Below are 15,072 nucleotides of genomic sequence, written 5' to 3' on the forward strand. Positions count from 1 at the left end.
GAAAAACCCCGCTGTAAACGGACCAATGCATTCGTCCCTGATAATGGTATTCATCAATTCACCTATATGATAACCAATATGGGTTATATATTTGCCCAAATTGAACTAAAATGTGGCCTATGATAGTTAACTGCGTACTCGCAGCTGTGTCACCAACGTTCTCACGCAGCGGTGATACTCTGGGTGAAATGATGGTATCCAAAGTTATTTCAGCCAGCCACCTATCGAAGTATCTATGGAGATACAACGGAGGGAGTTCATCGCTGCGATCGGAAGTAGTGCTGCGGTCGGATTGGCTGGTTGTGCAGCTCTTGGTGGTGACGACGGTGATGGACCGGAGATTAGCGGGGAAACACTGACTCTTACAACGACAACGAGTACGTACGATACCGGACTGCTTGACGAACTCAACGCACCCTTCGAGGATCGATACGGCGTCACTGTCGATACCGTCTCACAGGGAACGGGTGCGGCAATTGAAACCGGGCGGAGCGGCGATTCCGACGTCGTGATGGTTCACGCTCGTTCGCAGGAAGACGAGTTCATGGAAGATGGCTATGCGATCAATCGTCGCGATCTCATGTTCAACGACTTCATCATTATTGGTGATCCCGATGACCCTGCTGGGATCTCTGGCAGTGATGATGCGGTCGAAGCGTTCGCACAGATTGCCGAATCGGAGTCCGCGTTCGTCTCTCGCGGAGACAATTCGGGGACGCACACCCAGGAACTCGAGATTTGGGAAGAAGCCGGGTTCGAAGGCGGAGAGTTCGGTGAGTGGTATCAGGAAGCCGGGCAGGGAATGGGCGAGGTGATCGTTCAGACCGGCCAGAGTGGAGGGTACACGCTCTCCGATCGGGGGACCTATCTCTCGATGATCAACGATACCGATCTCGAGATTCACGTCGAGGGGCCGGTCGAAGACGGTCCGGAAATACTTTCGAACCCGTACGGGATTTTCGCGATTAACCCTGGCGTTCACGACAACGTGAATTACGACCTCGCGATGGCGTACATCGGCTTCATTACGAGTCTCGAGGGCCAGGAGATCATCGAAGAGTACACCGTCGAGGGTGAACAACTGTTCTTCCCCGAAGCGATCGCAGAGGAACCGAACTTCCAACAGTACGTTCCCGAGGATTGGGACGGTTCGAATAGCGACTAAGAGCGATCGACGATGCCACTCGATCTACCGATACTCTCACTACTGTTCGTTGACTTTCCCTTCGAATGGAACTACATTCGGAGTATCATTCGGGTTTCGCTCTACGTGAGTATCACAGCTGTCGTGCTGAGTACGCTATTTAGTATTCCTGTCGCACTTCTTGTCGGCTTCAAAGACTTTCGCGGGAAGACGCTCCTCACGTCGATCATCAATACGGGAATGGGATTTCCAAGCGTCGTCGTCGGGTTGATCGTGCTGTTCACAGTGTCCAACGAGGGACCGCTCGGGTCGTGGGATCTCGTGTTCACGCCCGAAGCCATGATCATGTCACAGTTCGTTCTTGCCGCGCCAGTCATTACGGGCGTCAGTCTCGCCGCAGTGAGTAGCGTCGAACAGAACGTCCGCGATGCAGCATATGCGATGGGCGGGACAAAGATGGACGTCGCTCTCGTCACGATCAAAGAAGCTCGCTACGGAATCGCGACGGCAGTTCTCGCAGGGTTCGGACGAGCGATCAGCGAGGTCGGCTCCGTTCTCATCGTCGGTGGGAACATCGCTGGTTCGGACGGAACATCCGTTACGCGAACCCTCACGACCGCGATACAGCTCGAGGCGCGGCAGGGTCGCTTCGAGACGGCGATGATCCTCGGTGCGATCTTGGTCGTCCTCGTGTTGCTCGTCAATGCGATCGTCGTTCGGCTCGGGAACGGAGGTGGACGGTACGGATGACCCTCGAAGCAATCAACGTCCATCACGGCTACGGAAACGAAACGGTATTCGAAGGGGTATCGCTGACAGTGACACCGGGTGAAGTCGTCGGAATCATCGGCCCATCAGGAGTGGGAAAGTCCACGTTGCTTCGGTTGCTCGCACTCTTCGACGCTCCTAATCAGGGATCGATTTCGTACGAGAACGAGGACGTTTGGCAAGTGTCGGAACAGCAGCGTCTCGAGTACCGCCGACAGATCGGCATGGTGTTCCAAGAAGCGAGTCTCTTCGACGCGAGCGCTCGTCGTAACGCAGAGTACGGTCTCCGCGTTCGGCAATCATGGACCGATCGGCTTCGTCACGAACTCTCGAGTCTCGTCGGAAAGACAAATGGGACTGGTGATGCGATCGAGGCCCTCGATACCGTCGGGTTGCGGGAGAAAGTCGACCAGGACGCCTCATCGCTCTCTGGTGGAGAGGCCCAGCGAGTCGCGTTTGCCCGCGCTTTGGCTTATGAGCCGGATATTTTGCTCCTCGACGAACCGACGTCGGATCTCGATCCGCGGAATACGGCAGTCATCGAAGACGCGGTTCTCGAGGCGAAAAAGCGTGGGATCGGCGTTGTGATCGCAACGCACGATATGCATCAAGCTGAGCGGATCGCCGATAGAGTCGCAGTCCTCCTCGAGAACGACATTATCGAGGTTGGAGACACCGAAACGGTCTTCGAAAATCCGACTGACGAACGCACCCAGAAATTTATCGATGGTGAACTGATATACTGACAGACGATGCTCCTGTTCCATCTCTTCAGTCACTCGGTCGAGGTTATCAACGATGACGATTGAAAGGGAATATAGTACGAAACTCTCGGTCGATGGTGTCACGATCGAGCAACGCGACATCGAAATGCTCGACGCGATCGACCAGTACGGTTCGATGCACAAAGCAGCCGATGCGCTGGGACGGTCGTATGCACGATTGCAAAATCGCGTCGTCGAGATCGAAGAAGCCGTGGGGACAATCACGGAGCGACAGCGAGGCGGGAGCGGTGGCGGCGGAACCAAACTGACGCAAACTGCCCGAGAGCTGCGCCAGCAGTTCGATCGGCACGAAGCGGAACTCAACGGTGTTGCACAGGTAACGGAGTCCGTCTTTACGGGGACTGTCCGAGATCGATCCGGAGAACTTGCGACCGTCGATACTGACATCGGTTCGGTCCTCGCGCTGGTTCCCGAAGAGACGAGTGACGTCCAAATTAGCGTTCGCTCCGACGCAGTCGTCTTGACCGACCCAGACGAAGCGCCGCAAACAGACGGAACGAGTCTACGGAATCAATTCACTGGTACTGTTGACGAAATCGAACCCGGTGACGCGATCGTCAGAGTATCTATTCGACTCGGAGCGGACAGTACGATTCAGGCACTGATCACCAAAACCAGTTCAGAACGGTTAGCGCTCGAGCCGGAGCGAACCATTTCCGTCTCGTTCAAAGCAACGGCTGCACGAGCAACCTCGATCGAATCTCCGACTCGGGAATAGGGGGATCTCACCGCTATCGACTACGAGATCTCCGTCAGAACCACGGTTCGTTCGTCATGGGTGCCCAGAGCGTCGGCTCTCCTTTCGTCACGCCGTTTCTCGGACGAATGCACCGTCCGGGATTCGAACCACGGTCACACGACCTCGCTTCGATCGGCTGCGTGTTCTCCGATTCAAACCCCATCCGTGCGCGCTTTTCTGCGCTCCGCGTTGCTTCGCTCTGCTTGAAAAGTGCTCCGTCCGGGATTATGAACCACGGTCGCACGACCTCGCTTCGCTCGGCTGCGTGCTCCCCGATTCAAATCCCAGACCGTACGCTTCCTTCTTCACTCACTTCGTTCGTTCAGAAGAGTGCTCCGTCTGGGATTTGAACCCAGGTCATCGGCTCGAAAGGCCGAAATGATTGGCCGGGCTACACCAACGGAGCGTTCGCGTCGTTTCCGTTCCGACTTCGACGGCGGGTCCGTCTCACCGACGGAACGTCGTACGCACTCACAGGTTGCCGAGGCCTCATAAAAAGCGTTCCGTTCCACGTCCGTCGTGGCACAGACTGGCGTGCTCGAGTCACGAACCCGGCCGTCCGTCGATGGCGTGTCGCCGGGGTGCTCACTGGGCGGCGAACAGGTGGCCCTCGGTCGGGACGTCGAACAACCCGACGCGTGCGCCCGCATCGAGCCAGGCGTGGCCGTAGGAAAACGACGCCAGGGCGTTGACGGGGTCGTCGTTCTCGCGAAAGTGTTCGCCGTCCGCGAGATACGACGCCGCCATCTCGTAACAGTCGTCGGCGGCGTCGGCCATCGGGGTTCCCTCGGGCGGGGCGACCGTCGCCTCCTCGAGCGCCTCCGCGAGCAACTCGCCGTAGCGATCCGTCTTCTCTTCGAGATCCGCGGACATACTGGGACGTCGGGTCTCGCGGCCGTAAACGCGTCGACCGCGTCATCGGCTCCGGCGGGGTCGTACGGGGAACGCAAGCGGTTTACGCGCCGTTTCCCTACTATTCGATAGACAGATGAGCGACCAGCCTCGAGTCGAAATCTACACCAAGGAGGACTGTCCCTACTGCGAGAAAGCGATGGATCTCTTCGACAGCAAGGGTATCGAGTACGTGACGCACAACGTCACGACCGGGAAACGAAGGTTCCCGACCGATTGGAGCGAGGAGAACTCGAGAGAGGACAGCGACGATCTGTTCGAGGAGATGGTCGAGCGCGCCGACGGCCGCAAGACGGCTCCCGAAGTGTTCATCGACGACGAGCTGATCGGCGGCTGGGACGACACCAGCGCGCTCGAGGAGACGGGCGAACTCGACGAGAAACTCGGCCTCGAGACCGACGGCGACGACGAGGTCGAGCACCGCCCGCTCCTGATCGCGGGAACCGGAATCGCCGGACTGACCGCGGCGATCTACGCCGGTCGTTCGAACAACGACCCGCTGGTCATCGAGGGCGACGAACCCGGCGGTCAGCTGACGCTGACGACCGACGTCGCGAACTATCCCGGCTTCCCGGAGGGCATCAGCGGTCCGGAGCTGGTCAACAACATGAAAGCGCAGGCCAGGCGATTCGGTGCCGAACTCGAAAACGGCATCGTCGACTCCGTCGACGCCTCGAGTCGACCGTTCCGCGTCGAGTTGACCAACGGCGACGTCTACACCGCCGACGCGATCATCGCGGCCTCGGGGGCGAGCGCCCGGACGCTCGGCATCCCCGGCGAGGACGAGCTCATGGGGTACGGACTCTCGACCTGTGCGACCTGCGACGGCGCGTTCTTCCGCGACGAGGACATGCTCGTCGTCGGCGGCGGCGACGCCGCGATGGAGGAAGCGACGTTTCTGACCAAGTTTGCCGACACCGTCTACATCGCCCACCGACGCGAGGAGTTCCGTGCCGAGGATTACTGGGTCGACCGCGTCCACGAGAAAGTCGAGGCCGGCGAGATCGAGATCATGAAAAACACCGAAGTGATCGAGATCCACGGCTCCCAGCAGGCGGGCGTCGACCACGTCACCCTCGTCCAAAACGAGCGGGGCCATCCAACCGATCGGCTCGACGACCCCGAAACCGAGGAGTTCGAGTTCGACGTCGGCGCGGTCTTCTTCGCGATCGGCCACACCCCGAACACCGAGTACCTCGAGGGAACCGGCGTCGAGATGGACGCCGACGGCTACCTAAAGACCCAGGGCGGCGACGGCGGCGGCCAGACCGAAACCGGCGTTCCGGGTATTTTCGGTGCCGGCGACGTCGTCGACTATCACTACCAGCAGGCGGTCACCGCCGCCGGGATGGGCTCGAAAGCCGCCCTCGACGCCGACGAGTACATAGAGGAGAGAGAGCGCGCCGCGGCGGAGGGCGAAACCGAAGTGGCCGCGGCGGACGATTAGGGACGCAGTGCGGGTAGTTCCTCCGGCAATACCCGCCCAGTGCTGGGGATATATCTCCGGGGGAGTGGATATATATTATAGCAGAACGTAGTTCCGCGTATGACCAGCGATCGTGACCGGGACGACGGCCGTACTCAGGCCTCGATGACGCGCGGAGAGCGAGTTCGCGCCGCCGCGCGCACGCTTCGGACACCCCGTACTGCGTCGTGGCTCGCCACCGAAACGGACGTGTCAGCCAAGACGGCCAAAAAATATCTCGATCAACTCGTCGAGGACAACGTTCTCCGAACGACCGAGCAGGGCGGTCAGACGCTCTATTGCGTCGACCAGCTTATGGCAACCTATCGCGAAGTCGCTTCCCTCCAGCGCGATCACCATCGAGAGGAGCTCACCGATTCCCTCGAGTCGATGCGTGCCAGAATCACGGATTGGAAAGACGAATACGACGTCGAGACGCCGGGTGAGCTTCGGGCAAGCATCGCCGGCCTCGAGGACAGAGCGGAAGTCGAGAGACGTCGCGACATCGCCGGCGAGTGGGAGCATCTCGACGATCGTATTCCGGTCGTTCGAGCGGCCCTTAACGAATACGAGTGGGCGACGAAACGTGACGCACTCCCCGCGTGAGAATGGGGCTTCCAGGAACGATCGACAGTTCGGTTTACGAAGGGCTGAAAGACGTCTTACAACGATATCCCGTCATCACAGCTGTCGCATACGAACCGGATCGTATCGTCAAGCAGTTCCTTCGAGCACGGGTCGATCCGAGTCGTCTCGTGCCGCCGTCAGGCCCGGAGCCGCCGACGCTCGACATCGAATGGCGGTTCCTCGAGAACGAATCGTATTATCGGATCCACTACGCTGATTCGAACGCGGGATTCAACTGCGGCTGGCATCGCGACGATGATCACCCGGAGCTCGGACCGGTTCACTTCCAGTTCGATCATCCGGTGACCGGCGAACGCGAACCCGTCCACTTCGAGCAGTGCGTTCCAACAGAAATTCTGTGGACCGTTCTCGACCGGTTGTTCGAAGAGCGGATTCCGTCACTCACAAGCACCGTGTGAACGACTCCGACTCGTACGTGGCCGTTGGCGTCTCCCAGACGGGAACGCAGCACCTGCACGTTCAGCTACGCCGCCGAGAGCGCTGTACGCCTCGAGTCAGTCGCGGTCCCTGCCGAGTCTCGAGTCGAACCCGACCGGCGACCCGCGGAGGACGGCGGGCGAGACGCGACAGCCACAGGGCATCGCCGTGGCCTCGAGCGGCCCGAGGACGGACACTACGGAGATGCCCGCCCCACAGACCGGACAGTCGCGTAACGTCGCCTCGCGTCGCTCGTCGCTTGGCAGCGTCGCCGTCGGGACGTCCTCGTCGGTCATCGGCGTTCCCCGCGAGCGAGTCGGTGGGCTCGAGTCGGTCGCCGGCCCCGTGGAAGTCGAGGGACTGGATCGGACGGATTCTCGAGTCTCCAGTCTGCCGGCGGCTCGAGTCCGCGGTACGTCCGAAGGGACCGGACGGACTCGAGGCTGCGATGGGTTGTGGGACCGCGGCCGGTCTCGAGGTGGACGCGCGGTTCGAAATCGCGGTGAATGTCGGATTTATCGGTCGCTCGAGCGATTGATGGTGGCGAAAACTGGATCGCAATAGCTGGTTGTACCGGGCGGCACAGCGGTCGTGCGGGACGTTTATGATGGGTTGGGGTGTACGTATTCATGGCTCTGGATCCCCGATGGGATTTGGAAGCCACGTCTCGGGTGCTGATGACACCCGGGACATTTCAGCGCATGTCCCCTGCGGCGGGTGGAGCGTGGCTTCCGTTCTTATTGTCCACGTGTGTAGACTTATATCTATTGTAGTATTTGTGAATATATTTCTGAATGGGTCCTCGAGAACGCAGTGGACAGTGATGTCCTCGAGAGACCAACGTACAGAAATCGTCGTCGTGACCGAGAGCTATGCCGACGATTCCCGCATCTGTCTCACGCACCAGTCGTACAGTTCCTCCTGAAGTTCCTCGGACGTCTCACCGAACATGACGCCGAGACGGTAGCCGAGGTTCTGCCACGACAGTTTCGAAAAGGCGAGTTCACCGAAGTCCTCGTCGGCGGGATAGACACCGTATCGCCACCCGCGTTTGAACGTCTCGAGGCGCTGGTCGTCCGGGTCCGGATCGGTGCGCCCGTCCTCCTCGTACAGCAGTCCCCTGTTGATCTCGTGTGCGGGGTCGTCCCAGTCCATACGCGATTCATGGCTGGGTTTGACATGACTGTTGCGGTGAACGGAATGAGGTCCCGGTCGATTATCGAGTTCATCGCCCGATATCGCGCTTCGATCGTTCGATGCCGTGGTCGGGTCGCCTGACCGCGAGTCGATCAGCGCGGAGCGTCGTCACTGTCGAACGAAGCGGCGCAAAGAAATGGAGTGTGTCGCAAGGGCCGGCGAAAGCCGGTAGTTAGTTAGTTCCGATTAGTGCTGGCGGCGAAGCGCGAGCATCGCGGCTGCCAGCAGGGCAACGAGTGCGACTGCAACACCGAAGCCTGGGACACTGTCGTCAGAGTCGACTGGCTCGTCATCGGAGTCGTCGGTCTCGACTGGCTCATCGTCAGAGTCGTCGGTCTCGACTGGCTCGTCATCGGAGTCGTCGGTTTCTTCTTCAGTGTCGTCGGTTTCTTCTTCAGTGTCGTCAGTCTCTTCTGGCTCGTCGTCGGTCTCGAGCTCGTCGACGAAGAGCGCGTCGACGTCGTCGACCGTGCTACCGCCAACACGGAAGTCGACTTCGCCTTCGTCGCCTTCGTCACGGTCGCTCAGATCGACGGCTTCCGTCGCGAACGATCCGTCCGAGTCGATCTCGGTGTCATCGAGCGTGTGCAGGAAGCTTGGCGTGTCGCCAGCGTTCGTGATGCGGACGCTCGCGTCCGAACCCGGTGCGATGTTCGTCTCACCGGTGACTTCGAACTCGTCCGAGGTCTCGAGCTGGACGTTGTCGTCCTCGTCGAGGTTCTCGAACGTGGCCTCTGGCTCGACGATCGTGAACTCGGTGCTCACGGACTGGGTCGAGTCAGCGTTGAAGTACGGGTACGCGGCGTCGCCGTTCGCGCCACCGTCGAATGGCTCTTGAAGGTCAGCGAATTCGTAGCGGTCGTCGCTGTCCGTCTCGTACTCGAGTTCAGCGGTGAAGTCCATTCCGTCTTCAATGGAGCTGTCGAACGCGTCACTGGAACTCGTGTCGACGATGACGACGAACTCACCTGCATCCTGATCGGCGAGGATGAAGATGTCTTCGTCATCTGCACCATCGAGGTCGAGCTGAGTAGCGTCCTGGTTGCCCGTGGCGTCGTCAGCTTCGACTTCGAAGTTGATACCCTCACCATCGTTGTTGGTGAGCTCATCGAGAGTGCTGGCCTGGAAGCCATCATCGAGTGCGTCCCAGTCGTTGTCGTCATGGTCAACCATCGCGCCGTAGAGGCCGGTCGCTTCGGCCTTGATGACGAGACGGTCTTCTTCAGCGACGTCCGTGCGCTCAGTGACGATGTCGAGGACTTCGTCGAGTTCGTCATCCTCGTCAGCGTCGTCACCTGGAGCGACCCACGTACTGATGGAGTCGACACCGGGCGTCGTTAGATCGAGCGTGGCAAGGTCGAGCTCGTCGTCGAGTTCGGACTCGCCGTCGTCGTCAACGATGAAGTGTGCGTTGCCGTTTGCAGCGACATCGTAGTCAGTCGCCTGCAGTGGACGGGTCAGCTGGTAATCCTCGCCACTTTCGGTGTGGTGATCGTCTGCATCGTTGATCAGGTCGAGCTCTTCGAGGTAGTCGGCGTACTCGTCGATGTCACCGGGTCCATCGTAGTTATCGACTTCTTCGTCCCAGAACACAGCACCGGTATCATCTTCGAAGAACTCACTCTGGATTTCGTCGTCCTCAGAGTGATAGACTCGATCGATATCAGAGGTGTTCGTTCCGAGCGTACGGGTGTTGACCTGGAAGGTCGCTTCGTCGTTGTCGTCGTCGTCCTCGACGTGAACGATGTCGACGAATCCAGCGTCTTCGTCACCGATCTGGATCCACGCTTCGTCGGTGTCCTCGAGTTCGACGGTGAACTCGACGACGTCACCGGCGGTCTGCGTGTAGACGCTCTGATCGAACGATCCATCGACGTCTTCTTCAACAACGTTGATCGTCGCGGAGTCTTCAGCCGTCGTATCGACAATCTCGAAGTCGAAGTCGTACTCGTCGGCGTCGATATCCTGGAAGTTAACTTCTTCTTCTCTGTCGCTGATGTCGCTGAGAACGATCAGCTCTTCGTAATCGTCCTCGCTGTCATCGTACAGTGAGGCATTGAAGGCACCGAAGCCATAGTGCTCGTACCCCGAGTCGGTTGGCTCGTGATCGTCGTTGATCGTGGAGGCGTTAGAGACGCTCTCGTCGCGGATCTCGTCGTAGAGATCGTCAGCGTGGTCAGCATTGTCGATGTCGTCTAGCGTATCCGAGCCAACGCTGTCGTTGTTAACAAAGATGTTGAACAGCTCCTCGTCGTCGAGGTCACCGTCAGCACCGACGATTACCGAGTAGGAACCTCGGTTCGAGTCGATGTCGAGGTCGGTGGTGCTGCTGTCACCGTCGTTGACTTCGTCGTCATCGAACTCAACGTCGAGATCTTGGGTGGTGATCTCGAAGTAGGCGTCGCTAGCGTTTGCATCGGGGTCATGAACTACACCATTGTCAAATTCAACAACGGAGTTGTCGCCAGCATTGGTGACTACGTAGTCACCAGCATCGAGTCCGTCCGTTTCGTAAGTGTAGTTATCGTCTTCATCAGTGGAGAATTCGTCTTGGAGTCCACCAACGTCATCGTCGCTCGAATCGTACGAGCGGACTTGGTATTCATTATCAGGGTCGTCAGCACCCGTCAGGTTCAGGTGGAGCTCTTGCCCTTGCCAGTAAGTCGAACCGGAATCAAGGTCGTCGTCGGTCGCCGTTGCGGCGCCCGCAAATGCAGCGGACATGGCAACGACGGAAATGACCATAATCGCGGCCAGGAACACTGCGCGTCCCTTTTCACGATATGATGTTGTGTTTCGTGTACTCATGTTGTATGTTATGTTTCGTTGTTTTCGTTAGTTTGCGTGCGTTTCGTGGAGGCGACCATCGACTTCCGTCAACAACTCGTCGCGTTCCGACAGTGGCCACCCGGATAGGGGTGTTCGAGTCTCTTTCAACGTCTGGTATAAGTCTTGTGTTATTATAGATTTTAGTAGATATGTTGAAAAATAGCGCTACGGGGGCAGAGAGTTTCGTATAGCAGCGTCTGGGATCCATCACTACCGTTTATTTGAGATATCAATACGTCTGTATCAGAACACGTTTAGTAAATTCTAATAGGATAATAGACCAAATCTATCCTCGTCTATCGCTCGAGAAATAGTCAGACAGTACGGTCACAGGGTTGTTTTCCCACCACGAAACGTTCATCTACTACCAGAAGATATAAATATTACATCCCATGGTTCCGATTCACGTATCGTTATCGGGCCATCGAGAGGGACTCGTTCGGACGATACCGAGGAGTAAGCCACGCCACGGCTGGATCGCTCGAGTCCACGGAGACCGGCCAACGCGCGACCGATCGCCGTCTGCCCGACAGTTCGGAACGGACGGTCCCGATCGAACCACGCGATCGAATCCGTCGGCTCTCGAGCGATAGCGCTCGCGAAACCCACCAGCGACCCACGCTACCGTGTGACGAGGGTAGTTCGCACTGACAGCGACGATATCCGCTCGTTCGTTCGCGCGCGAGATTTAAATGGCCGGGGAAACCGACGAAGATGAGATCCGCGTTCACCCGTCGGCCACCGCCCGTGACCGGACGTCGATCATGATACCGTCGGATTCGAACTCGAGGACCATAGCCGTCGCGAGAACCGGAGTTCGTCACCTCGTTCGTGCGATCGATGCGTTCTCGAGCGGGGCATCGTGCTGTCGAGCGGAGCGCCCGCTCCGCCGGACGGCCATCACAAAAAAGGCAGTGTGTCGCAGGGCCGGCGTGAGCCGGTAGGTAGGTGCCGATCAGTGCTGGCGGCGAAGCGCGAGCATCGCGGCTGCCAGCAGGGCGACGAGTGCGACTGCGACACCGAAGCCGGGGACGGTGTCGTCGGAGTCATCGTCAGCGCCGTCGTCGGAGTCGTCGTCAGCGCCATCGTCGTCGGCACCGTCGTCGGTACCGTCGTCGTCAGCGCCGTCGTCGGTACCGTCGTCGTCGGTACCATCATCGTCGGCACCGTCGTCGTCATCGTCGTCGGCACCGTCGTCGTCATCTTCGATCTGATCGACGAAGAGCGCGTCAGCGGTGTCGATTCCGCTGCCGCCGATGCGGAAGTCGAGTTCGCCTTCGTCGCCTTCGTCACGGTCGCTGAAGTCGACGGGTTCCGTCGCGAAGTACCCGTCAGAGTCGATCTCCGTATCCTCGAGCGTGTGCAGGAAGCTCGGCGTGTCGCCGGCGTTCGTGATGCGGACGCTCGCGTCCGAACCCGGTGCGACGTTCGTCTCGCCGGTGATTTCGAACTCGTCCGAGGTCTCGAGCTGGACGTTGTCGTCCTCGTCGAGGTTCTCGAACGTGACTTCCGGCTCGACGATCGTAAAGTCAGTACTTACGGACTGGACGGTATCGGGCAGGAAGTACGGGTAGGCGGGATCGTCGCCGTTCGCGCCACCGTCGTACGCGTCCTCGACCGAATCGCCGTCGAAGACGTAGCGGTCGTCGGGATGGCTTTCGTACTCGAGTTCGGCGGTGAAGTCCATGCCGTCGTCGATCGAGCTATCGAACGCGTCGCTGGAACTCGTGTCGACGATGACGTAGAGTTCGCCGGCCTCGTTGTCTGCGAGGACGAAGACGGCTCCGTCTTCGGCGTCGTCGTCGAGTTTGAGCGAGGTCGCTTCCTGGTTACCCGTGGCGTCGTCAGCCGTGACGTCGAAGGTGATTCCGTCACCCTCCCAGTCGTCATCGTCGACGACGTTCCCGAGCGTCTCCGGCGAGAAGCCGCCCTCGAGTGCGCCGAAGTCCTCCTCTTCGTAGACCAGCGCGCCGAAGAGACCGGTCGCTTCGGCTTTGATGATCAGCTGGTCGTCCGCTGCGATGTCCGTTCGCTGCGTGACGGTATCGAGGACTTCCTCGAGATCGTCTTCTGCGTTCGCGTCGTTAGACGGTGCGACGTAGGTGTCGATCGAATCGACGCCAGGCGGCGTCAGATCGAGCGTGGCCAGGTCGAGTTCGTTACCGAGTTCGGATTCGCCGTCGTCGGTGACGGTGAACTCGTTCATCCCGTTGATGGCGAGATCGTAGTCGGTCGCCTGCAGCGGGCGAACGAGCTGTTCTTCGGCGTCGTCACCGAGACCGAGTTCGTCGACGTACTCGTCGAGGTGGTGCTCGGCATTGCTAGCGTCGAGTTTGTCGCCGTCCTCGTCGGTGAACTCGACCGCTTCGAAGTCGCCGTCAGTCTCGCCACCGTGTTCGATGATCATGCTCTCGACGGTGTCGTCTCCGGCGTCGTAGACGTCGCCGGTGTCGGCGTCACTGTTGACGCCGACCGCGCGCGTGTTGACCTGAACGGTCACTTCACCGTCGTCCTCGCTGTCTTCGATGTAGAGGATGTCGACGTAGCCCGCGTCCTCGTCACCGAACTGGACGAACGCGTCGTCGGTGTCCTCGAATTCGATCGTGAACTCGACGACGTCACCGGCGGTCTGCGTGTAGACGGTCTGGTCGAACTCGACGTCGACGTCCTCGTCGAGGACTTCGATCGAGGCGCTGTCTTCGGCCGTCGAGTCAGCGACCTCGAACGTGAGGTCGTACTCGTCCTCGCCGATGCCGTCGAAGTCGAGATCCGCCGCTCTGTCGTCGATGTCGTTGAGGACGATCTGGTCGTCTTCGTCGTCGTAGACGGAGGCGTTGAACTCACCGAAGCCGAACTCGGCACCGGGCTCGGTCGGGCTCAGGTTGTCGTAGACGGTCGAGACGTCGGTCTCGGTGTCGTCAGTGATTGCGTCGTAGAGATCGTCGACGCTCTCTGCTCCGATGGTGCTCATCACTCCGCTGTCGACGCTGTCGTTGTCGACGAAGATGGCGAACAGGTCCTCCTCACCGAGATCACCGTCGGCGCTGACGACCACCGAGTACGTTCCTCGGTTCGAGTCGACGTCGAGTTCGGTTTCGCTGTTGGCACCGTTGTTGACCTCGCTGGCGTCGATCGAGACGTCGAGGTCCTGCGAGGTGATCTCGAAGTAGGCATCGCTGGCGTCCGTTATCTCGTCCGCCACGCCACCGTCGAGTTTCACCGCGGAATCGCGGTCGCCCGCGAGCGTGATGACGTAGTCTCCAGCCTCGAGGCCGTCCGTTTCGACGACGGACTCGTTCTCGTCCAGCGAGAACTCGTTTTCGAGACCGCCGACGTCGTCGTCGCCTTCGTACTCGCGGATCTGGAGTTCCTCGTCCGAAGCGATTTCGGACGATGCGCTATCGGAGACGTCGGTGATTGCTAGTTCCTGTCCTTGCCAGTTGGTCGATCCCGAGTCGAGGTCGGCGTCGGCTGCCGCTGCTCCGCCGGCGAATGCGACCGACATCGCGACTACGGAAAGGACCATGATCGCTGCCAGGAACACTGCGCGTCCCTTTTCGCGATATGAATTTTCGCTCATGTATTGTGTTGTTATGTTTCGGATTTCGGTTAGTTTGCGTGCGGTTCGTGGAGGCGACCATCGACTTCCGTCGACAACTCGTCACGTTCCGACAGTGGCCACCCGGATAGGGGTATTTTAGCAATATTTTCAGTTTAAGCATAAGTCTTGTGATCGACTGTATTTCTAGATTTGAGTCTAGGAATAACAGCAAATCCAATCAAAATGCAGAATTTTCACTTGTTGATTCTACCCACAATAGTCTTCTGGCTATACACTTCGAGTTGACGCAGGTGACCGATCTAAAGTGCCACGACGCGACGGCGAGCAGGATCGATTCACTGGCCGCGATCTCGGTTCCTGGCTCCCTCCCAGACGGACGGGTCAAAACGAGAGACGGTCTACCGAAATACTCATTTAGGAGAGGTTGAACTAGTGTCATGTGGGATGGGCCCACGCTGCGTCCACTTACGCGAAGCGGGCGCTTGTCATGTAGCCGGCCGGGGTGTACTTTCGGGTAGGGCCAAAGTGTTCTCCTCGGCGGGTCTTTTCAAAACGGACGGTGAGCGAGTAAGCGGTATCCGTCGATAGCCGGATAGCGTCGGCAGT

Annotated in this window: 12 protein-coding genes and 1 tRNA gene; 7 read left to right on the plus strand and 6 right to left on the minus strand. The window is 59.1% G+C overall.

Going from position 1 to position 15,072, the window contains the following annotated elements:
• The first annotated feature begins 235 nt into the window (after nucleotides 1-235).
• The 4 genes from EA462_RS10630 to EA462_RS10645 are packed head-to-tail and all read left to right on the plus strand — an operon-like array spanning nucleotide 236 to nucleotide 3,415.
• Complete coding sequence (locus EA462_RS10630; RefSeq protein WP_124178556.1) at nucleotides 236-1,165, plus strand: substrate-binding domain-containing protein; 930 nt, start codon at nucleotides 236-238, stop codon at nucleotides 1,163-1,165.
• Between the two features lie 12 nt (nucleotides 1,166-1,177).
• Nucleotides 1,178-1,894 (plus strand): ABC transporter permease, encoded by a 717-nt coding sequence (locus tag EA462_RS10635; protein WP_124178557.1) that lies wholly within the window; start codon nucleotides 1,178-1,180, stop codon nucleotides 1,892-1,894.
• Entirely contained in the window at nucleotides 1,891-2,658 is a 768-nt protein-coding gene (locus EA462_RS10640) for an amino acid ABC transporter ATP-binding protein (RefSeq protein WP_124178558.1), read from the plus strand. The genes EA462_RS10635 and EA462_RS10640 overlap by 4 nt, the downstream gene beginning before the upstream one ends.
• Nucleotides 2,659-2,710: 52 nt before the next feature.
• Nucleotides 2,711-3,415, plus strand: coding sequence for a TOBE domain-containing protein (locus EA462_RS10645; protein ID WP_124178559.1), 705 nt, complete (start codon nucleotides 2,711-2,713; stop codon nucleotides 3,413-3,415).
• A 352-nt stretch (nucleotides 3,416-3,767) separates the two neighbouring features.
• Here the strand turns inward: EA462_RS10645 and EA462_RS10650 are convergent.
• Nucleotides 3,768-3,842, minus strand: a tRNA-Glu gene (locus EA462_RS10650).
• A 179-nt stretch (nucleotides 3,843-4,021) separates the two neighbouring features.
• Nucleotides 4,022-4,309, minus strand: a complete 288-nt coding sequence (locus EA462_RS10655) for a DUF357 domain-containing protein (protein ID WP_124178560.1) — start codon at nucleotides 4,307-4,309, stop codon at nucleotides 4,022-4,024.
• A 115-nt stretch (nucleotides 4,310-4,424) separates the two neighbouring features.
• Between EA462_RS10655 and EA462_RS10660 the strand changes: the two genes are divergently transcribed.
• From EA462_RS10660 to EA462_RS10670, 3 genes are all read left to right on the plus strand, one after another.
• Nucleotides 4,425-5,795, plus strand: coding sequence for an FAD-dependent oxidoreductase (locus EA462_RS10660; protein WP_124178561.1), 1,371 nt, complete (start codon nucleotides 4,425-4,427; stop codon nucleotides 5,793-5,795).
• Between the two features lie 99 nt (nucleotides 5,796-5,894).
• Entirely contained in the window at nucleotides 5,895-6,419 is a 525-nt protein-coding gene (locus EA462_RS10665) for a DUF7342 family protein (protein WP_243641399.1), read from the plus strand.
• A gap of 2 nt (nucleotides 6,420-6,421) precedes the next feature.
• Complete coding sequence (locus EA462_RS10670) at nucleotides 6,422-6,859, plus strand: hypothetical protein (RefSeq protein ID WP_124178562.1); 438 nt, start codon at nucleotides 6,422-6,424, stop codon at nucleotides 6,857-6,859.
• 96 nt (nucleotides 6,860-6,955) lie between these two features.
• On the opposite strand, the gene EA462_RS10675 is transcribed toward EA462_RS10670, so the two are convergent.
• The 4 genes from EA462_RS10675 to EA462_RS10690 all read right to left on the minus strand — a co-directional run bounded on the left by EA462_RS10675 (nucleotide 6,956) and on the right by EA462_RS10690 (nucleotide 14,484).
• Nucleotides 6,956-7,174, minus strand: a complete 219-nt coding sequence (locus EA462_RS10675) for a hypothetical protein (RefSeq protein ID WP_124178563.1) — start codon at nucleotides 7,172-7,174, stop codon at nucleotides 6,956-6,958.
• 574 nt (nucleotides 7,175-7,748) lie between these two features.
• The gene (locus tag EA462_RS10680) at nucleotides 7,749-8,033 is read right to left on the minus strand and encodes a hypothetical protein (RefSeq protein WP_124178564.1); all 285 of its coding nucleotides are present in this window, start codon (nucleotides 8,031-8,033) and stop codon (nucleotides 7,749-7,751) included.
• A gap of 228 nt (nucleotides 8,034-8,261) precedes the next feature.
• Nucleotides 8,262-10,883: a BGTF surface domain-containing protein gene (locus EA462_RS10685; protein WP_124178565.1), complete on the minus strand. Its 2,622-nt coding sequence runs from the start codon at nucleotides 10,881-10,883 to the stop codon at nucleotides 8,262-8,264.
• Nucleotides 10,884-11,859: 976 nt separating this feature from the next.
• Nucleotides 11,860-14,484 carry a BGTF surface domain-containing protein gene (locus tag EA462_RS10690; RefSeq protein WP_124178566.1) on the minus strand — a complete coding sequence of 875 codons (2,625 nt, stop codon included), beginning with the start codon at nucleotides 14,482-14,484 and terminating at the stop codon, nucleotides 11,860-11,862.
• Nucleotides 14,485-15,072 lie beyond the last annotated feature (588 nt).

Source organism: Natrarchaeobius halalkaliphilus, from assembly GCF_003841485.1.
In the GTDB taxonomy this organism is placed as follows: Archaea; Halobacteriota; Halobacteria; order Halobacteriales; family Natrialbaceae; genus Natrarchaeobius; species Natrarchaeobius halalkaliphilus.